17 protein-coding genes are annotated in these 20,849 nt (G+C 30.2%); 14 read left to right on the top strand and 3 right to left on the bottom strand.

What is annotated here, in order from left to right:
- Positions 1-8: 8 nt before the first annotated feature.
- The 6 genes from KGF38_RS00695 (at position 9) to gatY (ending at position 7,301) form a co-directional block, all read left to right on the top strand.
- Positions 9-1,196, top strand: a complete 1,188-nt coding sequence (locus KGF38_RS00695; RefSeq protein ID WP_074179889.1) for a M20 family metallopeptidase — start codon at positions 9-11, stop codon at positions 1,194-1,196.
- A gap of 100 nt (positions 1,197-1,296) precedes the next feature.
- Positions 1,297-2,457, top strand: coding sequence for a glycerate kinase (locus tag KGF38_RS00690; protein WP_074179888.1), 1,161 nt, complete (start codon positions 1,297-1,299; stop codon positions 2,455-2,457).
- A 254-nt stretch (positions 2,458-2,711) separates the two neighbouring features.
- A complete protein-coding gene (locus tag KGF38_RS00685) occupies positions 2,712-3,464 on the top strand; it encodes a MurR/RpiR family transcriptional regulator (RefSeq protein WP_054271582.1) in 753 nt (250 codons plus the stop codon).
- Between the two features lie 101 nt (positions 3,465-3,565).
- On the top strand, positions 3,566-4,486 hold the full coding sequence (locus KGF38_RS00680) for a 1-phosphofructokinase family hexose kinase (protein ID WP_054271581.1): 921 nt from the start codon (positions 3,566-3,568) through the stop codon (positions 4,484-4,486).
- 2 nt (positions 4,487-4,488) lie between these two features.
- Complete coding sequence (locus KGF38_RS00675; protein WP_074179887.1) at positions 4,489-6,420, top strand: PTS fructose transporter subunit IIABC; 1,932 nt, start codon at positions 4,489-4,491, stop codon at positions 6,418-6,420.
- An 11-nt stretch (positions 6,421-6,431) separates the two neighbouring features.
- The gene (gatY, locus tag KGF38_RS00670; protein ID WP_054271579.1) at positions 6,432-7,301 is read left to right on the top strand and encodes a tagatose-bisphosphate aldolase subunit GatY; all 870 of its coding nucleotides are present in this window, start codon (positions 6,432-6,434) and stop codon (positions 7,299-7,301) included.
- A gap of 463 nt (positions 7,302-7,764) precedes the next feature.
- Here gatY and KGF38_RS00665 read toward each other — a convergent pair whose 3' ends face one another.
- On the bottom strand, positions 7,765-8,331 hold the full coding sequence (locus KGF38_RS00665; protein ID WP_054271578.1) for a CD3073 family putative ECF transporter S component: 567 nt from the start codon (positions 8,329-8,331) through the stop codon (positions 7,765-7,767).
- 164 nt (positions 8,332-8,495) lie between these two features.
- Between KGF38_RS00665 and KGF38_RS00660 the strand changes: the two genes are divergently transcribed.
- The 6 genes from KGF38_RS00660 to KGF38_RS00635 all read left to right on the top strand — a co-directional run bounded on the left by KGF38_RS00660 (position 8,496) and on the right by KGF38_RS00635 (position 14,173).
- Positions 8,496-9,017, top strand: coding sequence for a CD3072 family TudS-related putative desulfidase (locus tag KGF38_RS00660; RefSeq protein ID WP_074179886.1), 522 nt, complete (start codon positions 8,496-8,498; stop codon positions 9,015-9,017).
- A 569-nt stretch (positions 9,018-9,586) separates the two neighbouring features.
- Complete coding sequence (locus KGF38_RS00655) at positions 9,587-11,665, top strand: TIM-barrel domain-containing protein (protein WP_167640285.1); 2,079 nt, start codon at positions 9,587-9,589, stop codon at positions 11,663-11,665.
- Positions 11,665-12,444 (top strand): PTS mannose/fructose/sorbose/N-acetylgalactosamine transporter subunit IIC, encoded by a 780-nt coding sequence (locus KGF38_RS00650; RefSeq protein ID WP_021385973.1) that lies wholly within the window; start codon positions 11,665-11,667, stop codon positions 12,442-12,444. Before KGF38_RS00655 ends, KGF38_RS00650 begins: the two co-directional genes overlap by 1 nt.
- Complete coding sequence (locus KGF38_RS00645; protein ID WP_223153229.1) at positions 12,431-13,246, top strand: PTS system mannose/fructose/sorbose family transporter subunit IID; 816 nt, start codon at positions 12,431-12,433, stop codon at positions 13,244-13,246. Before KGF38_RS00650 ends, KGF38_RS00645 begins: the two co-directional genes overlap by 14 nt.
- Positions 13,247-13,265: 19 nt before the next feature.
- Positions 13,266-13,748 carry a PTS sugar transporter subunit IIB gene (locus KGF38_RS00640; protein ID WP_044213929.1) on the top strand — a complete coding sequence of 161 codons (483 nt, stop codon included), beginning with the start codon at positions 13,266-13,268 and terminating at the stop codon, positions 13,746-13,748.
- Between the two features lie 20 nt (positions 13,749-13,768).
- Positions 13,769-14,173: a PTS sugar transporter subunit IIA gene (locus tag KGF38_RS00635; RefSeq protein ID WP_227832070.1), complete on the top strand. Its 405-nt coding sequence runs from the start codon at positions 13,769-13,771 to the stop codon at positions 14,171-14,173.
- Between the two features lie 465 nt (positions 14,174-14,638).
- On the opposite strand, the gene KGF38_RS00630 is transcribed toward KGF38_RS00635, so the two are convergent.
- On the bottom strand, positions 14,639-15,820 hold the full coding sequence (locus tag KGF38_RS00630; protein ID WP_227832069.1) for an ROK family transcriptional regulator: 1,182 nt from the start codon (positions 15,818-15,820) through the stop codon (positions 14,639-14,641).
- Between the two features lie 208 nt (positions 15,821-16,028).
- Between KGF38_RS00630 and xylB the strand changes: the two genes are divergently transcribed.
- On the top strand, positions 16,029-17,579 hold the full coding sequence (gene xylB, locus KGF38_RS00625) for a xylulokinase (protein WP_227832068.1): 1,551 nt from the start codon (positions 16,029-16,031) through the stop codon (positions 17,577-17,579).
- Between the two features lie 88 nt (positions 17,580-17,667).
- Complete coding sequence (gene xylA / locus KGF38_RS00620) at positions 17,668-19,005, top strand: xylose isomerase (protein WP_227832067.1); 1,338 nt, start codon at positions 17,668-17,670, stop codon at positions 19,003-19,005.
- 87 nt (positions 19,006-19,092) lie between these two features.
- Here xylA and KGF38_RS00615 read toward each other — a convergent pair whose 3' ends face one another.
- Complete coding sequence (locus tag KGF38_RS00615) at positions 19,093-20,823, bottom strand: alkyl sulfatase dimerization domain-containing protein (RefSeq protein ID WP_223153226.1); 1,731 nt, start codon at positions 20,821-20,823, stop codon at positions 19,093-19,095.
- Positions 20,824-20,849 lie beyond the last annotated feature (26 nt).

Raw genomic sequence — 20,849 nt, 5'->3', positions numbered from 1 at the left:
GGTAAGTTATGATAGAGAGTATAAAGAAAAGAGCTTATGAGATAGAGAATGAACTTGGAAAAGAAATTGAAGAAGTATGCGATTTTATATTCAACAACCCAGAGCTAGGAGATGAAGAATATATATCATCAAAATATTTAGTAGATAAAATGAAGGAATATGGATTTGACACAACTTATCCATACTGTAATATGGATACTGCTTTTAGAGCAGAGCTAGGAGATAGTGATGGTCCTACTATAGCGTTTTTAGCTGAGTATGATGCACTTCCTGGATATGGAGAAGATAAAGAGCCAGGTCATGCTTGTGGTCATAACTGGATTGCAGCATCTACACTAGGAGCTTGTATAGTATTAAGCAAGTTAAAAGAAAGTTTTAAAGGAAAAATTGTATTAATAGGAACACCAGCTGAAGAAACAACAGGAGGAAAATGTGACTTAGTTAAAGCAGGAGCTTTTGATGATATTGATGTAAGCTATCAGATGCATATAGAAGCTTTTAATAATATAAACTGCAAAGCTTTAGCAATAGATTCATTAGAGTTTAGTTTTGAAGGTGTATCAGCACATGCGGCTAGTCATCCTCATATGGGAGTTAATGCATTGGATGCAGTACAACTTACTTTTGCTGGAATAAATGCTCTAAGACAACATGTAAAATCAGATGTTAGAATACATGGTATAGTTTCAAATGGAGGAGAAGCTCCAAATATAGTTCCAGAAAAAGCTGCTTGTAAGTTTTTTGTAAGAGCTGCTGAAAGAAGTTATTTAGATGAAGTTACCAAAAAAGTTATAAACTGTGCAAAAGGTGCAGAGTTAATGACAGGAGCTAAGCTATCTTATAGATATTTTGAAAATTCTTTTGACAATATAATAAATAATAAAGTACTTCAAAATATAACAAAAAATAATTTGATTGAAGCAGGTATAACAGATATACTAGAGGGAAAAGATGGACCAGTGGGTTCTACAGATATAGGTAATGTAAGTCAAGTTTGCCCTACTATGTATACAGAAATAGCTTTAGATATAAATCCAATGGTATATGTTCACGAAAAAGAATTTCTAAATTATGCAAATTCTACAGAAGCTTATGATAAACTTCATAAAGCAGTAAAGGCAATGGTGGGTTGTGCATTAGAAATTTATTTAGAAGATGGACTACTTGATGAGATTAAGAAAAATCACATAAATTAATTTAAATTAAAAATAAAACAAAGAGGTATTACTTGAAAATCGGTAATACCTCTTTTATTAATATTATAAAATCGTATATTAAAATAAGGAGTAGATAAATATGAAAATATTAATCTCTATAGATTCCTTTAAGGGAAGTTTATCCTCAATTGAAGCAGCAAATGCAATCAAAAAAGGGATATTAAAAGTTGAAAAAGATGCAAAAGTAAAGATACTACCACTTGCTGACGGTGGTGAAGGAACAGTAGATGCTTTAGTTCAAGGAATGAATGGGACAAAAGAAACTATAGAAGTTACTGGGCCAATAATTAAGAAAGTAAATGCGACATATGGATTATTAAAAGATACGAATACTGCAATAATAGAAATTGCTCAAGCATCAGGATTGACATTAGTCCCAACTGAACTTAGAAATCCTTTATACACTACAACTTATGGTGTTGGAGAAATAATAAAGGAAGCAATAAATAAAGGCTGTAGAAATTTTATAGTAGGATTAGGTGGAAGTGCTACCAATGATGCAGGAGTAGGTATGCTTCAAGCTTTAGGGTTTGAGTTTTATGATAAGAATAATAAATTAGTAGATTTAGGTGGAAAAGTTTTAAATAAAATAAGACACATAAAAATAGATAATAGACTAAAAGAATTAGATGAATGTAACTTTAAAATAGCTTGTGATGTAAACAATCCACTGTTTGGAGAAAATGGAGCTGGATACATATATGGACCTCAAAAAGGTGCAACACGAGAAATAATTGAAGAGTTAGATAATGGGCTTAGAAATTTTTCTAATGTAGTTAAAAATGATTTGGACAAAGATATAGCCAATGTAGAAGGGGTAGGAGCAGCAGGTGGATTAGGATTTGCCTTTTTAGGATTCTTAAATTCAAAGTTAGAATCTGGCATAAAAATAATATTAGAAGAAATTAAATTAGAGGATGAGTTGAAAGATGTAGACTTTGTAATAACAGGAGAAGGTAGATTGGATAAGCAAACTGCTATGGGCAAGGCACCAATAGGAGTTGCAAAATTGGCTAAAAAATATGGGATAAAAGTAATAGGTTTGGCTGGAGCAACAACAGAAGATGCAGTTAAGTGTAATGAAGACGGCATAGATGCTTATTTTTCTATAGTAAATAGAGCTATGACAATAGAAGAGGCTATGGATAAAAAAACTGCTAGCGATAATATGACTGCTACCACAATACAAATATTTAATCTCATAACTAGTGTACAACAGTTAAGAAATAAGTCATATTAAAAATAAGATATGCTAGATAAAAAAGAAAGATATTACACATGAATTTAGATTTTTTCAGTGAGATAGACTGTTTATTTTTATTACAGAATACTATAATAAATTGAAGTACAAAATTATTATATTATAAATTTACATATATAGACATTGACTAAATCTTAATTGTGTATAAAAATAAGTAGTTAAGAGGGAATATATTATTTATATAATATTTGATAAAATTAGATAGACAAACTTAGATATAAGGAGAGAAAAATATGATAATTGAGCTAAACAAAAGTAATTCTGAAAATCTAACTAAGACAGAACTTGAAATAATTAAATTTATAAATGAAAATGAGTCGATATTACCAGAATTATCTATAGTAGAGATTGCTCATGAAACATATTCATCTCCAGCAACTGTTTCAAGGGCAATTAGAAAATGTGGTTTAAATGGATTTAATGAACTAAGGTATAGATTAACAGTAAAAGATGAAAATGATGATATACAAAATATGGGGGATATAATAAATAAATCTTTTATTGAAGCACAAAGGGTTATAGAACAAATATCTTTAACTACATTAATTAATATAATAAAAGCTATAAACGAGTCTAGTAAGATATATATTTTAGCAAGAGGACTTACTGAATATGTAGCAAAAGAGTTTAGTCTTAAATTGCAACTGCTCGATTTCAATGTGGTCTTTATAAATGACCCTAATATAATGAAAATAAAATCTAAATCAATAAAAAAAGATGAGCTTATAATTATTTTTTCATTGAATGGAAATACTGTGGAACTTGTAGAGTCAGCACAAAATGCCAATTTAGGAGGAGCTAAAGTTATAACATGCTGTTGTAGTGAAAATGCAAAACTTATAAAGTATTCAGATTTATATATTGTAGGATATAAGCATGAGCATATATCAATTTCTGAATATGAAGTATCATCTAGGTTACCCTTGTATATTATATCTAGGATAATTATAGACTATATGGTTAGGTATAATAATTCTGAGAATTAAATTGAAGAGTCTATGAAAATCGATTTTCTATTTGTGAAAAGATTTTCATAGACTTTTTTATTATAATGAAAATATACACAACAGAAGCAAGGGGGAAGACAATGATATATACATTAACTACTAATCCAGCAATAGACATGAATATATCTACTAATGGTATAAAAAGCAAATTAGTAAATCGTACATCTAATGCTATATATTCTCCTAATGGAAAAGGTCTAAATGTATCATTTGTACTAGGTCATTATGGTATAGAATCCAAAATATTAGGTTTTTTTGGAGGATTTTCAGGAAGATATATAGTTGAGGAAAGTGAAAAAAGAGGGTTTGATGTATTACCCACTTGGGTAGAAGATACGACTCGTATAAATATATTTTTAAATGATGGGAGTGACGAGTTTAAATTTGTTAACTCTGGGTCATATGTAGATGAAAAACAAAAGCTAGATATGTTGGAGAAGATAGAGTCTCTAGAAGATATAAGTCATCTATCGATAAGTGGTAGTCTACCACCTGGAATTGATGATAATTACTATGAAGAGATATTTAAAATTTGTAAAAATAAAAACATAAAAATAATACTGGATATAAGTTCACCAAAACTAAAGGAATTACTACAATATAATCCATATTTGATAAAGCCAAATGATGAAGAAATAAAAGATATATTTGGAATTATTGTAAGAGATGAAGAAGATATTAAAGATGTACTTAAGCTATTACACTTGAAAGGTGCTCAAAATATCTTGCTAACTCTAGGGGAAAAGGGTTCTTATTTTTATAATGGAAAATCGATTTATTATGCTAGTACTCAACCGGTTACAGTTGTTAGTTCTGCTTGTGCTGGAGATTCTGCATTGGCTGCTTTTTTGAGTATATGGTTAGAAAATCAAGAAGATATTGAAAATGCATTAAAAAGGTCATCAGCAACAGGAGCAAGTGTAGCTGAAAGTAATGGTATAGGTAATTTGGAGAATGTAGAAGACTATATAAAAAATATAAAAGTTAGAAAGGTGGTATAAAAATGGGTAAGAGGATGATTCTAGGTGTAACAGGTTGCCCAACTGGGATAGCTCATACTTTTATGGCAGAAGAAGCATTAAAAAAAGCTGCCAAAGAATTAGGTTGCGATATAAAAGTTGAAACGAATGGAGCTATAGGAGTAGAAAATAAACTAACAGCAAAAGATATTGAAATGGCAGATGCAATAATAGTGGCTTGTGATAAAAACGTCGATATGGATAGATTCAATGGAAAGCCAGTAATAGAAGTACCTGTCAAAGAAGGTATACACAAAGCTACTGAACTTATACAAAAATGTATGGATGAGAAAGCCCCTATTAGAAAAGGAAGTGCATCAAGTAGCAAACTTAAAGAAGAAGGTAATTTATCATTTGGTCAAAAGCTATATAAGGACTTAATGAATGGTGTATCTCATATGTTACCTTTAGTAGTAGCAGGTGGAGTACTAACTGCCATATCATTTTTGTGGGGTATTTACTCATTTGACCCAAATTCAGAACAGTATAATCAGATAGCAGCTACATTAAAATCTGTTGGTGGATATTCTATGAATTTGATGGTTCCTGTATTAGCAGCATTTATAGCTCAATCTATATCAGGAAGACCTGGTATGTTAGCGGGTCTTGTTGGAGGAATGATATCCTTTGACACAGGTTCAGGATTTTTAGGTGGAATTATAGCAGGATTTTTAGCAGGTTACTTAGTAAATTTATTTGTACATATATTAAGAAAATTACCAAGACAGTTAGAAGGTCTTAAATCAATTTTTATAATTCCTATAGTCAGTGTAGGTTTTGTCGGTGTAGTTATGTTATTGCTTGGAGGGCCATGTTCAGCACTTAACAATGCTATGATGAACTTCCTTTCAGGATTACAAAATTCAAGTCCTATAATATTAGGAATCGTAATAGGTTGTATGTCAGCATTTGATATGGGAGGTCCAGTAAATAAAGCAGCATATGTAACTGGAACAATGCTTCTAGGACAAGGAAACTATTTATTTATGGCAGGTGTATCTGCAGCTTGTATAACACCACCATTAGTAATAGCAATAGCATCTACTTTATTTAAAAACAGATTTACAGAAGAAGATAGAGCAGCAGGGTTAATTAACTATATACTAGGTAGTACTCATATAACAGAAGGAGCAATACCTTTTGCAGCAAAGAATCCATTAAAAGTGTTGCCAGTACTTATGATTGGTTCATCAATATCAGCAATTTTAACTTATATAATGAAAATAGAGGTACCAGCTCCACATGGAGGATTTTTGGTTCTAGGATTAGTCAATAAGCCACTTTTATGGGTAGGGTGTATATTGGTAGGTTCATTAGTAGGAGCCATACTTTATATGGTGGTTACACCTAAAGTAGTAAATAACAAAACTACTACAGAAAATTCAACTGAAATTAAAAATGAAAATAGACATAAAAGCACAGATAACATTACAAGATTGGAAAACGTATCTAATGGCATAACTTTATATGATGAAGAAACAGTAGTTTTAAATGTTAAGGGAAAAAAGAAAGCAGATGTAATTGATGAGATGGTTGAAATACTTGATAAATCAGGTGTTCTTTCAGATAAGAATAAATTTAAAGAAGAAATTTATAAGAGAGAAGAAATATCGTCTACAGGTTTTGGGATGGGGATAGCTATACCACATGCAAAGACAGATGCAGTAAAAATACCACGTGTAGCAGTAGGTGTATCAAAAGAAGGATTTGATTTTGAATCAGAGGATGGAAGTTTAGTAAATATTATATTTATGATAGCAGCAACAGATAGTGATGATAATTTACACTTAAAGACACTGTCTCAGCTATCTTCAAAGTTAATGCATGAAGAATTTTTAAATGAGTTACTAAACAGTAAAACAAGTAGAGAAATAGTATCGAAATTAAATAATGAAGAAATCAGTATAAGTATATAGGAGGATGAATTATGGCATTAGTGACAACTAAACAAATATTATTAGATGCACAAGAAGGACATTATGCAGTAGGTGCATTTAATGTAGAAAATATGGAGATGGTTATGGCAGTAATAGAGGCTGCTGAGGAACTTAAATCACCTGTAATACTACAAACAACACCTTCAACAATAAAGTATGCAGGGCTAGATTATTATTTAGCAAATGTAAAGGTAGCATCAGAAAAGGCAAGTATACCTGTAGCAATGCACTTAGACCACGGTTCAAGTTTTGAACTAGCTATGCAAGCACTTAGAGTTGGATATACTTCTATTATGATTGATGGTTCTCATGAAAGTTACGAAGACAATATTTCAATATCCAAATCTGTTGTAGATGCATGTATGCCTTCAGATATACCTGTTGAAGCTGAATTAGGTAAAGTTGGAGGTAAGGAAGACGACTTAGATGGTGGAGATGGTGGAGCATACACAGACCCACTAGAAGCAAAAGAGTTTGTAGAGAGAACAGGAGTATCATCTCTAGCAGTAGCAATAGGTACAGCACATGGTCTATATAAAGGAGAACCAAAGCTTGATTTAGATAGATTGTCTCAGATTAGAGAAGTGGTATCAGTTCCATTAGTGTTACATGGAGGGTCTGGAATACCAGATGAGATGATTAAAGAATCTATAAAAAGAGGAATTTGTAAGGTTAATTATGCAACAGAATTAAGGATTGCTTATAGTAATGGAGTTAAGGATGTACTTAATTCTGACCCAGAAGTGATTGACCCTAAGAAGTATGGGAAGAAAGGTTTAGATTCAGTTAAAGAGTTTGTGAAGAGTAGAATGGAAGTTTGTGGATGTGTAGGAAAAGCAGTAGGAACAGTAGAGTGTTAATAAAAGAAAATAATTTTATGAACATTTGAGATAAAGTTATATACAATTACAGAAAAATTAAAAAATAAAATAGAGAAGATTTAGTGTGTATTTATTTAACTAAATAACTAGTTCTTCAAGTATCTAGATAAATCTAGTTAAAAGATATTATACAAGTTTTAAAGTTACAATTGTATTAGAATATATAGAGGATTCTGTATATAAGTCAAATAATCTTAATAAGTATAAAGAATAAATTTATAGTTTAATAGTAGATTAAAATAAAAAATTGAATATGGATAATATAGAAATACAAAAAGAGATATTGAATGTTTCTGCAATATCTCTTTTTGAGTAATAAATTAGACAATTAAATTAATTTAAATACTATCTAATTAAATTGTTAATATTAAGGCCTAATAAAAAATATTATACAAAGATAAGTCTATGACTTTATTAATAAATCATATGTATAAATAACTCATTAAGACGAACTAGACGTATTTCTACTATATTGACTTATAAAACCTTTAGGCATTTTACTTATAAAATATACAACCATGATACAAGATAAAGGCTTGTCCACTATATTGCTGAGAATTCTTGGAAAGAATGCAGCAGTAAATATCTTCTGCCCAGATTGAACTAAAAAACCAACCAATAAATCAGCACCACTTCCACTTAATCCCCCAAATAATAAAACTGAAATAGGAGTACCAATTAAAGGACAAACAACAGCTAAAATTATTCCTGTGATAAGAGCCTCTTTATAGCCAAACCCTTTTTTCTTAGAAATATAACCGACAATAAGACCAAGAGCAATATTTACAAGAGCAAAAGGAATATTTGTAGGTCCTGATATAACACCTAAAACTAAGTTTGTGCATCCACCAATAAGAGCACCCCAAAAAGGACCTAATACAACAGCCCCAAGTACAGTACCAACTGTATCTAAAAATAATAAAGGTATGTTTATCATAGATATAAATATACCTAAGACAATGTTGATAACTATACACATTGAAGAAAACGTGATTTTTTTAGTATTCAATTATAATACCTCCTAAAAAATGTATACATTTATCATATTATAGATTATAAAAGATTACTAATTGTATATTTCTATATAGAATATTACGAATATAGAGCAAATAAATAATATAATTGGCGAAATATATAGTATTATTAAAGTTAAGAATAACTAAGGAGATTATTATGAAAAGAAGTAGAGAGATTGTAGTAGTATGTCATTGTATATTAAACTGTAACTCCAAAGTAGAGGGCTCATCAGAATTTAAAGGTGCACAAAATATAGCAGTAGATTTAATAAATAATGGATATGGAATAATTCAACTACCTTGCCCAGAGATAATTATGTATGGAATAAATAGATGGGGACATGTAAAAGAACAGTTTGATAATATGTTTTTTAGAAAACAGTGTAGACAAATGTTGATACCTTATATAATGCAGTTTGATGAATACTTAAAAAATAATTACAATATAAAAAGTATTATTGCAATAGATGGTAGCCCAAGCTGTGGTTATAATAAGACATGTAGTTCTGAGAAGTGGTCTGGTGAATTATGCGGTTGCACTGATTTGAGAAACAAAATAAATGATGTACAAATGGTAGATGGTAAAGGAATTTTTATAGAAGAGTTGGAAAAATTACTTAATGAATACAATTTGAATATACCAATAGTTGGACTTGATGAATCTGAAGAGGGCAAATAAATATATTATGAATATATTTTTAGAAAGTATGATAACTATTTATGATTAAAAGAGTATTGAATATTTGTAGTGATATAAATGAATTTTTAGTAATTTTAAAATTAAAAGAACAAAACTCTTGAAGATACTAGTTTGTTAAAGCTAGTATCTTTTGTTTTTGTCATAAAATCCATAAATTATATTTAAAACATGTATTAATTAATTAAATTACTAACAAATTCAAATTATACCAATTACCATTATAGAATGATTTAATACATATGGGGCAGTACAAAAAAATTACTAAAAATATATGATTTGTTATACTTTCTAATCATGACAAACTAAAAAATATAAATTAAAAGAAATTTAAGACATTAAAAAGTATTATTTTTTATTAAATTGGAAAATTACGTTAAATTATGGAAAACGATTGACAAATAGAGTCAAATAAAGTATATTATTGGTAAGTTAGTTTAATGTACAAATAAATGACAAAATAAAATCATCTACATCAATTCATATATTAAAGTAGTTGACCTAACAGTACATTAAATATAACACTATATCATCTATTTAGGAGGGTGGCTGTGGTAAGAATATTTGAAGATTATATTGAAAAAAGATTTGACAATGAACTATTGCGAATAGAAGCATGGGGAAAAAATTCTTTACGTATCAGGTCATTTGTAGACCAAAATTTTGTTGATGAAAACTATGCTCTTAACGAAAAACCTAAGTTAAATAAAGACGATATTATAATTAATAAAAATGAAGATGGTAGTGTAATCATTAAAAATGGAAAGATAAAGGCTGTCTTAGACCATAGAGATAGAATCACTTTTTACAATGATAAAAATGAAATATTATTGAAAGAGTATATTCGATTAAGAGCTGTAAAACATGATGATGGTGGGGAAGATGTAGGTACAATAGAAATTACCAAAGACTTCAACTCTACTCTTAAATTAAAATCAAGAGAATATCGACCAAGTTATAATGGAGACTTTGAAGTGACTACTAGATTTGAGTCTGAGCCTTTTGAAAAAGTTTTTGGAATGGGACAATATCAACATAAATTTTTAGATTTAAAGAACACTGTGCTAGAATTGGCACAAAGAAATTCTCAAATATCAGTTCCTTTTTATATTTCTAGTTTAGGTTATGGATTTTTATGGAATAATCCAGGGATTGGAAAAGTATCTTTTGCCAAAAATATGACAGAATGGAAGATGTTTTCTACAAAATTTATAGACTATTGGATTACTTGTGGGGAAAGCCCAAAAGAGCTAAATAAAAATTATTCTCAAGTCACAGGAACTGTTCCTATGATGCCTGAAAACCTTTTGGGGCTATGGCAAAGTAAGTTAAGATATAGAACTTCAGAAGAAGTTTTAGATGTTGTGGAAGAATATTCTAAAAGGGGAATTAAACTTTCATCAATTGCAATTGACTATTTTCATTGGCCTAAACAAGGTGAATATAAATTTGACCTAGATTATTGGAAAAATCCCAAGGAATTAGTTAGGAAACTAAAAGAAGAGTATTCAGTAGAGCCAATGGTATCTGTATGGCCTACAGTTCAAAGTGATGCAGAAAACTACAATGATTATTTAGAAAATGGTTATTTAGTTAATGTTAATCGTGGTGTCAGAATGACAATGCAAATTCAAGGAAATACGGTATTTGTAGATATGACAAACAGAGATGCAAGAGACTATGTTTGGGATAGAATAGATAAAAATTATAAACAGCTTGGAATTAACTATTATTGGTTAGATGTAGCTGAACCTGGATATTCTGTTTATGATTTTGATAACTATAGATATAAAAAAGGAAATGTTTTAAGTTGTGGTAACATTTATCCTATTGATTATTTAAAAATGATTTATCATGGTTTACATGATGATACAGAGTCTGTTGTAACTCTTGTAAGAGGAGCTTGGGCAGGAGCTCAAAAGTATGGAGCTTTAGTATGGTCTGGTGATATTGATTCTAGTTTTGAAGCTTTTAATAATCAAGTAAATACAGGATTAAATATGGGACTAGCAGGTATACCATGGTGGACGACAGATATTGGAGGTTTCCATGGAGGAAATCCTAAAGACCCAGAATTTAGAGAACTTATGGTAAGATGGTTCCAATATGCTACTTTTTCACCAATTTTAAGAATGCATGGAGATAGATTGCCTCATAGCAAACCATTATCAAATAAAGGTGGAGGTTCAATGGTAACAGGAGCTCCTAATGAAATATGGTCTTATGGTGAAGAAGTTGAAACAATTCTTACAAAGTTTATCAAAATTAGAGATAGTATAAAAACTTATTTATCAAAATTGATGAAAGAAGCTCATGAAGAAGGTATACCAGTTATGAGAACTTTATTTTATGAATTTCCTGAAGATGATAAAGCTTGGGAGATTGATAATACATATATGCTTGGAGATGAAATTTTGGTTGCTCCAATAATGAATTATAAAGATAGAGGTAGAAAAGTATATTTACCAAAAGGATATACATGGGAGAATATCTTTAGTGGGGTCAGTTATGAAGGTGGAAAAATTTATGAAATTGAATGCCCTCTTGAAGAAATTCCTATTTTCTTAAAGCAAAATTCTAAATATAACTTTGAAGAGTTAAAAAATATTTTGAGCGAGGTGAAATCATAATGGAACCACAATTATGGCAATTATTATTAATAGTAGTATATGGATTTTTTATAAACTATGAAAAAAATTCAACAATGTTTGGAACATATCAACCAGTAACAGCAGGTTTTATTACTGGTCTTATCTTAGGTGATATAAACACAGGTTTATATATCGGAGGGACACTACAATTATTATCATTAGGTATTAGTAACTTTGGTGGAGCATCAATACCTGATTATCAGACAGCAAGTATAGTAGCAACATTTATAACTATTACAACTAAGCAAGAAGCATCTGTAGGAATCTCTATAGGTATTCCAGTTGCTTTATTGATGGTACAGTTAGATGTTCTTAGAAATACTATTGGTATATGGCTAGTTCATAAAGCAGAAGATGGAGCTAGAAAAGGAAATTACAAAAATATAACATATATGCAAATGTTAGGAGTATTATTAACAGCAGCTACAACAGGTATTCCAGTTGCTTTATCTGTAATATTTGGACCTTCTTTAATTAACACAATTTTAAAATATACACCTGAATGGTTAACAGGTGGTTTAACAGTAGCTGGAGGATTACTTCCAGCAGTAGGAATAGGATTATTACTTAGATACCTTCCTGCTAAGGAGTATTTTAGTTATTTAGTAATTGGTTTTGTTTTAGCAGTATATATGAAAGTACCATTGTTAGGTGTAGCTTTAATTGGAGGAGCAATTGCACTTATAATTTACAAAAAGAATGTAGAAAATCAAGCACAACATTATACTGTGGCAGGAGGTATGGATGAAGATGAGTGATAATGTATCAGTAAATAAATCAAATGAAAAAGTTAAAAAAAGTGTTCTATGGCGTTGGTTTTTCACAAGTTCTGTTTCTTCAAATTATGAGAAGATGCAAGCTTTAGCATATTGTTATGCAGTACTACCATTTTTAAAGGTAGTATATAAAGATAACCCAGAAAAACTTCAAAAAGCTGTATTAAATCATTTACAGTTTTTCAATACTAATCCATGGGTTGCACCTTATATTTTGGGTATTAATGTAGCTATGGAGGAATTATCAAGTGAAGATACTGAGGAGGCTGTTACTTCAATTAAAACAGGATTGATGGGACCAGTGGCAGGTTTAGGAGATAGTTTATTTGTTGTTATTCCATGGACAATTTTTGGAGCAATAGCAGCTAACATGGCGATAGATGGAAGTCCATTTGGAATCTTATTATGGATTGCAGTGAGTGTAGCGTTAAAATTATTAAGTATACCACTATTTAATGCTGGATATACATCAGGTACTAAGCTAATATCTTCAATTGAAAAAAGTTTGAAGATTTTAACTGAGAGTACATCTATTTTAGGATTAATGGTGGTGGGAGCATTAATACCATCTGTAGTAAAAGCTAATGTTGCTTTGAATTTTCAACAAGGGGATTTTACAATGAAAGGTCAAGAAATATTAGACCAAATTATGCCTGGACTAGTTCCTGCAATTTTAGTTTTAGTTGTTTATTGGGCTCTTAAAAAGAACATAAAGCCTATATACTTAATTTTAGGTGTAATGGTTGTTTCAATAATTTTATATGCATTAGGTATTTTAAAATAAGGAAAGGGTGATATTAGATATGGAAATGAAAGGTATAAAAAATATTCGTATAGATGACCGTTTAATCCATGGTCAAGTTGCAACTATGTGGAGTAATAAGTTAGGTGTTACAAGATTAATGGTAGTAAATGATGCAGTAGCTAATAATTCTGTTCAAAAACAAGTTCTAAGAATGGCTACACCTGCTGGAATAGCATCATCTATAATTACAGAAGAGACTGCTATAAAAAATATTACTGCTGGAAAGTATGAAGGGCAAAATGTATTATTAATTGTTAAGTCTCCTGTTGACCTTATTCCATTTGTAGAAGCTGGATTAAAAATACACAATATAAATGTAGGAAATATGTCAAGTAGAAAAGATACAACAGTATTAAAACCTAATATCAGTGTTACAGAGGAAGAGAAAGAAGCATTTAAAAAACTTTTAGATGAAGGAATTGAAATAACAACTATAATGACACCTGATGACAAGAAAACTTATCTTGTAGATATTTTATAGATTTAGAGAGGTGTATTAAAATGAATAGTATTATTTTAATGAGTCATGGAAATATGGCTGAAGAAGTATTAAATTCTGCAAAAATGATAATAGGAAATTCTATAGATTATCCTACTGTAAATATGAAACAAGATGATGGAATTGAAGGAACAATAAAAAAACTTAAAAAGGCTTTGGAAGTATACAAGGAAAGTTCAGAAATAGTTATAATGGTAGATTTACTAGGTGGAACACCATGCAATGCAGCGTTATTAGAGGCTAGTAGTGATAACAGAATTAAGATTATTTCAGGGCTAAATTTAGGTATGGTTGTTGAATCAGCTTTTTCAGACACAAAAGAATTAGCAGTAAAACTGGAGAAAGTAGGTAAAGATAATATTTCTATTGTTGAGCCAACCGCAAGTTTATTATCTGATGATGAATAAATACAATATATATTAAGATTTAATTAATATATAACTTCTGAGAAAAGAATGCAAATAATTTTGTATTAACTACAGAATAAATTTGATTTTGGAATATACAATTTAAAGGAGTTATGGCTATATAGTCATAACCCTTATTTAAGATTATTTATATCCTTATAAAAATAGAACATGTATGAAGATATTCTTAACTTTTTTGAATTTCATAATTACTATAACTAATATTTAATTAAGATGAATATTTTATTGATTTAATAATTTAGGTCAGTTTCTAAGACTTTGAATTCACTTATATAACTTAAAGCTATTAAATAAAGTGACTTATGAAGTGATTCATCTGTTGTAAATGCTGATTTAGATGTAGTTGTATTTTTTAGCCTATTACAGTAAAAGTAATAGATAGATTCAATTTGATATTAAAAAATGTAACTAGCTTAAATAAGCTAGTTCTCAGAGTATTCAATATTATAATACAGCTATTTTATCATTTATTTCATTCATCAAAGTTAGGTTTTGTATATTTAAGAAGCTTTTAATATTGACAGCAGAGCCACCATATAGAGATGCCTCAGAACCTAACGATGAAATTTCTATATTTATGCCTTTGTTAAAAGAGCTAACTAGCATATCTTTTGTAATCTCTAATATTTCAGGTATATTTCTGATTATTTGGCTGTTTAAATATATTATCTCAGGAGCATAAGTTGCAATAGCGTTGTTTATAGCTAGTGATAGATAACTACAAAACTCATGGATAACTTTTTTAGTATTCTCATTATCTTCATAGTATAGTTGTTTTACCATATCAGGGTCTATTTTAGGAATATTTTCTAAAGAACAAATTTGTTCAAACACTTTCTTCTCTGAACAGTATTGTTCTAAACAACCACGATTTCCACAAGGACATAGTTTACCATTAGGCATGATAATAGTGTGACCAATTTCGCCACTCATGCCATTTCTACCACTATATAATTTATTGTTTATTATAATGCCTGAACCAAATCCACTATGAATACTAAGACTAAGTAGTGAATTATGTACAGTTGAAAAAGTACTCTCAGCTAAAGCTGTTAAGTTTGCTTCGTTTTCTATATGAATAGGGAAGTCGTATTTTTTACTTAGGATACCATATAAATCAATCTCATTGAGGTTATAATATGGAGTGAATAATATGTTATTTTCACAAGTAATCCCATGTATAGCTAAAGTAAGCCCTATTACATTATAAGGAGTATCTATTTTGGATATGTTATAGCTATCTATAATTTCATCTATTAATTGTATAACATTATCTTTATTTACTTGTATATCCATTAATTTCTTAGATTTTATAATAGTCCCATCTAAGTAAGATAGAGAAGAAAATATATAGTCATATCCAATATCCATACTTAAAGAAATCCCTGCACATTTGTTGAATACTAAAAGTATGGGCTTTCTTCCGCCACTATGAGTACTATTTCCAATTCCTATTTCATGAATCAGAGACTCATCGATAAGTTTTTTGGTAATAGCAGATATAGTTGCTTTATTTAATCCTATAGTAGAGGCTATACTTGCTCTAGAAATAGGACCATTCTTTATAATTTGTTCAAGTACCAATCTTTCATTCATTTCTCGAATAGTGTATTTATCAGTAACCAATTTGATATTCCTCCTTAAAATAATATTGTAATACTTTTTAGACAAAAATAAAAGGCTATTTTGCATTGACAAAGATAATTAAATATTTTATTATTAGTTCATAAGTTAGTTTAATATACTAACAAAAATAAAGCAAGTAAAATATGCCTAAAATATAAAAAATTTGAATTAGGAAAACGATAATTATTAAGTGATGTCTCAAGGAGGGATGAAGTTGGAGTATGTATTAGGTGTAGATATTGGTACATCAGGTACTAAGACAGTCTTATTTGATAAACTAGGAAATACTATAGAAAGTTGTACATATGAATATCCTCTTATACAAGAGAAAGCAGGTTGGGCAGAACAGGATGCAAATGATTGGTGGGAAGCTGTAGTTGAATCTATAAGACATGTAATTCAAAGTTCAGATATAAGCAGTGAATGTATAAAAGGAATTGGATTATCAGGACAGATGCATGGTTTAGTTATGCTAGATAAAGAAGGGAATACCCTAAGAAACTCTATAATATGGTGTGACCAACGTACAGTAAAAGAATGTGAAGAGATAACTGATTTGGTAGGTAAAGAAAGATTGATTGAAATAACTGCCAATCCAGCGCTTACAGGATTTACAGCATCAAAAATATTGTGGGTTAGAAATAATGAGCCTGACATTTATAAAAATACTAATAAAATACTTCTTCCAAAAGATTATATAAGATACAAATTAATAGGCGAATATGCTACAGAAGTATCAGATGCGAGTGGTATGCAGTTACTTGATATAAGAAAAAGAAATTGGAGTAATGAAGTACTAGACAAGTTAAATATAGATAAAAGTCTTTTAGGCAAAGTTTATGAATCTCAAGAGATTACAGGATATGTGACTAGGGAAGTAGCAAACTTAACAGGACTTAAAGAAGGAACAATAGTTGTAGGTGGAGCTGGAGACCAAGCAGCAGGAGCAATAGGAAATGGAATAGTTAAAGATGGAATAGTTTCATCTACTATTGGTACATCTGGTGTAGTTTTTGCATATACAAAGGAACCGAAAATTGATAAGGAAGGTAGAGTTCATACTTTTTGTCATGCAATACCAAATACATGGCATGTTATGGGAGTTACTCAAGGAGCTGGATTGTCACTAAAATGGTTTAAAGATAATTTCTGTCAAAGCGAGCTGGAAGTGTCAAACTCTTTAGGTAAAGATGTATATGAAATTATAAATAGTCAAGTAAGTCAAGTACCAACAGGATGTAATGGATTACTTTATCTACCATACATGATGGGGGAGAGAACTCCTCATCTCGACCCTTATGCAAGAGGAGTATTCTTTGGATTATCTCCAATACATTCTAAAAGAGAAATGGCAAGGGCAATTATGGAGGGCGTTTCATATAGTCTAAAAGATTGTATGGATATAATAGAAAAACTTAATATAGAAGTAAATGAAGTAAGAGCCTCAGGTGGAGGTGGAAAAAGTAAAGTATGGAGACAGATGCAAGCAGACCTGTTTAATCAAGATGTATATACTATAAATTCAAGTGAAGGGCCAGCACTAGGAGTTGCAATTCTTGCATTAGTAGGAGCTGGTATATACGAAAATGTCCAGAAAGCTTGTGAGACTATAATAAAAACTTCAACTAAATTAGAGCCAATAAATCAAAATGTAGATACATACAAGAGATATCATAGATTGTATAAAAAGATATATAAATCTTTAAAAGATGATTTTAAATTATTAGATGAAGTAGTTAATTTTAAAGATGAAGAATAAAAATATTTTAAGAATGAAAATAAAAGATAGTTTAAATTGAGAAAAATATTACATACATCATATGTGTAAAACATTAGGAGGATATGAAATGAGTGAAATATTTAAAGGAATAGGACAGATAAACTTTGAAGGAGCACAATCTAACAATGAGTTAGCATTTAGATACTACAATCCTGAACAAGTAGTAGGAAATAAGACTATGAAAGAGCACTTAAGATTTGCAATGAGTTACTGGCATACTTTATGCGGAGAAGGTAATGACCCATTTGGAGTAGGTACAGTGGAGAGACCTTGGAATAATATAACAGACCCAATTGAAATTGCAAAGATTAAAGTTGATGCAGGATTTGAATTTATGTCTAAAATGGGAATTGAGTATTTCTGTTTTCATGACAGAGATATAGCTCCAGAAGGCAAAAATTTAGAAGAAACAAACAAGATATTAGATGAAATAGTTGAATACATAAAAGTTAAGATGAAAGAAACAGGTATAAAGTTATTATGGGGAACTGCTAATATGTTTGGAAACCCAAGATTTGTTCATGGTGCATCTACAACATGTAATGCTAATGTTTACGCTTATGCAGCAGCTCAAGTTAAGAAAGCCATGGAAATAACTAAGTATTTGGGAGGAGAAAACTTTGTATTCTGGGGTGGAAGAGAGGGTTATGAAACTTTACTTAACACTAATACAGAGCTTGAAATGGACAACTTTGCAAGATTTCTACAAATGGCTGTAGATTATGCTAAAGAAATAGGATTTACTGGGCAGTTTTTAATAGAACCTAAACCAAAAGAGCCAACTAAACATCAATATGATTTTGATACTGCTACTGTTTTGGGATTTTTGAGAAAGTATAATCTAGATAAATACTTCAAAATGAATATAGAAGCAAACCATGCTACACTTGCAGGACATACTTTCCAGCATGAATTGAATATGGCAAGAATAAATGATGTTTTAGGAAGTATAGATGCGAATCAAGGAGACCTATTATTAGGGTGGGATACAGACCAGTTTCCAACAAATATATATGATGCAACACTTGCTATGTATGAAGTGTTAAAACAAGGGGGAATAGCTCCAGGAGGCTTCAATTTCGATTCTAAAGTAAGAAGAGCATCTTTTGAAGTGGAAGACTTATTCCTAGCATATATTGCAGGTATGGATACATTTGCAAAGGGATTATTAGTAGCTCATAAATTATTAGAAGATGAGGTATTTGAAAACTTTACTAAAGAAAGATACTCAAGCTTTGGTGAAGGTATAGGTAAAGACATAGTAGATGGTAAAGTTGGATTTAAAGAATTAGAAATTTATGCACTACAAATGCCAGTAATAAAGAATAAGTCTGGAAGACAAGAAATGCTAGAAGCTATACTTAATAGATATATATATGAAGTAGATACAATATCTAAGAAGTAGATATAATCTATAAAATACAAAATCAAATTAAAATCATAATAAAATACCTATTTTGAAATAACAAATTCAAAATAGGTATTTTAAAATTTACTGCAACCAAAATGGCATATTTACAAATGGAGTAAACTTATCAAATAAGTCTAAATAATCTTGAGCTTTTTTAGGGTTATCACATTGAACTAGACCATTTTCAATAGCTTGAATAATTGAGAGTTCTTTTGTAATTAATTTTGCCCAAGTTTCTTTAGAAGAATTAATTGAAACATCAGCTTTTATGTCACTATCCTGATTATGTATTTCAACAATCCCTCTACGTAACTCTAGCTTAAATGTTTCATTAGTATCAGTCACACATGCAAGTAGTGTCATATGAACATCAGAACTTTTAGGGCCATTTAATTTAACCTTAAAAGATTCAAACATAGCTTTGGATGTTAGACCTATAAATGAGTTTGAAAATGGAGGAAATCCAGCATTAGCTCCAACTTGATTTACTATCTGTTCAAAGCATCCATCTAATGCCATAGCACTAGTCAAATACCAATTACGCCAAGTAGCATTTTCTGTTTGGTATCCAAGCATACGAATAGCAGTTGCTTTAAGTCTTCTAGCCTCCATATCATTATTATCTATACGTATAGGATAATTTAATATCTCTGTAGCCCATTCATAATCTTCTTCATGGATAGCTTTTTTAGCCTCAGCTAATATTATTTCACGACCACCCATAATTTTTACATATTTTTTAGCTGCATCTTTAGGATAAATAGGATTTAATTTACTTGCCTCACCATTAAACCAACCTATATACTGGTCATAAACAGCCTTGATTCCCTGCTTAAATGTTCCATAAAATTCACCTAGACGTTCTCTTTGAAATAGATGAGGAGGAAGTTTTCCTAACTCATTTATTGCATAATCAGGAGTATACCCCATATTTATAAGTCTAACAGCTTGGTCATGAGTATATTGTATAGCATCTCTATAATCTGTTAGAAGGGAATTACATTCATCTTTACCATGTAAGGGTCTCATATGAGTTCCAACTAAATAATGTGGTTGATATTCACGAATTTTATCAATCCCTGTGTACCATTTCTTGGCATCGCGGACAGTACCTCTAACAGTATATATATTAGGGAATATTTCACCTTGGACAGCATCTCCAACAAACATTATCTTCTCATTAGGTAAAAATATACACATAGCATCTTCTGTCTCAGCTTCACAGTGGAATAGTTCTAAATCAACTCCTGATATAGTTATCTGTAATCCATCTTCAACAGATGAAAATGTATTCGGTTCAATAAATTTATTAGAACCTTTTGATAAAACTGGTCCACATCCTAAATTAACATAACCATGTTCTCCTTTAGGAAGTATAGAGCCATACATCCAAACAGCTCTTCCCATTCTAATATCTAGTAGTTCTCCACTAGCTTGTGAGAAGTGTTTTATAAATGTTTCATCAACAATAACTAGAACTTCTTTACTTTGGCTTTGTTCTTGACTCACACAAACACTCATACCACCCCAATGGTCCCCATGATTATGAGATATTATCACAGCTTTAATAGGTTTATCAGTAATCTTACGAAAATGCTTCATGATTTCTTCCATCATTTCAATAGTCTCACCTGGGTCAATAATTATAATTCCATCAGTTCCTTCAATCATAACAGGATAAGATAATCCAAAACCAACTGCACTATATACATTTTCGCCTGTTTTATAAATTTTCTGTTCCATTGTTTTAGAATGCTCTGTTAATCTAGGATTAACAAATTTTGATTTTTCAGTATAAGCAAAATTACTCATGAATATAACTCCTTTTAAATATTAAC

Origin of the sequence: Clostridioides sp. ZZV14-6387, assembly GCF_020657835.1 — a bacterium.
Taxonomy (GTDB): Bacteria; Bacillota; Clostridia; order Peptostreptococcales; family Peptostreptococcaceae; genus Clostridioides; species Clostridioides difficile_A.
Note: the sequence above shows the minus strand (reverse complement) of the source record. Positions and strands in the feature narration are given on the sequence as shown.

What these genes read in the sequence shown, in the direction of transcription:
- KGF38_RS00695 (WP_074179889.1), top strand. Translation starts at nt 9, where the DNA reads ATGATAGAGAGTATAAAGAAAAGAGCTTATGAGATAGAGAATGAACTT.
- KGF38_RS00690 (WP_074179888.1), top strand. Translation starts at nt 1,297, where the DNA reads ATGAAAATATTAATCTCTATAGATTCCTTTAAGGGAAGTTTATCCTCA.
- KGF38_RS00685 (WP_054271582.1), top strand. Translation starts at nt 2,712, where the DNA reads ATGATAATTGAGCTAAACAAAAGTAATTCTGAAAATCTAACTAAGACA.
- KGF38_RS00680 (WP_054271581.1), top strand. Translation starts at nt 3,566, where the DNA reads ATGATATATACATTAACTACTAATCCAGCAATAGACATGAATATATCT.
- KGF38_RS00675 (WP_074179887.1), top strand. Translation starts at nt 4,489, where the DNA reads ATGGGTAAGAGGATGATTCTAGGTGTAACAGGTTGCCCAACTGGGATA.
- gatY (WP_054271579.1), top strand. Translation starts at nt 6,432, where the DNA reads ATGGCATTAGTGACAACTAAACAAATATTATTAGATGCACAAGAAGGA.
- KGF38_RS00660 (WP_074179886.1), top strand. Translation starts at nt 8,496, where the DNA reads ATGAAAAGAAGTAGAGAGATTGTAGTAGTATGTCATTGTATATTAAAC.
- KGF38_RS00650 (WP_021385973.1), top strand. Translation starts at nt 11,665, where the DNA reads ATGGAACCACAATTATGGCAATTATTATTAATAGTAGTATATGGATTT.
- KGF38_RS00645 (WP_223153229.1), top strand. Translation starts at nt 12,431, where the DNA reads ATGAAGATGAGTGATAATGTATCAGTAAATAAATCAAATGAAAAAGTT.
- KGF38_RS00640 (WP_044213929.1), top strand. Translation starts at nt 13,266, where the DNA reads ATGGAAATGAAAGGTATAAAAAATATTCGTATAGATGACCGTTTAATC.
- KGF38_RS00635 (WP_227832070.1), top strand. Translation starts at nt 13,769, where the DNA reads ATGAATAGTATTATTTTAATGAGTCATGGAAATATGGCTGAAGAAGTA.
- xylB (WP_227832068.1), top strand. Translation starts at nt 16,029, where the DNA reads ATGAAGTTGGAGTATGTATTAGGTGTAGATATTGGTACATCAGGTACT.
- xylA (WP_227832067.1), top strand. Translation starts at nt 17,668, where the DNA reads ATGAGTGAAATATTTAAAGGAATAGGACAGATAAACTTTGAAGGAGCA.
- KGF38_RS00615 (WP_223153226.1), bottom strand. Translation starts at nt 20,823, where the DNA reads ATGAGTAATTTTGCTTATACTGAAAAATCAAAATTTGTTAATCCTAGA.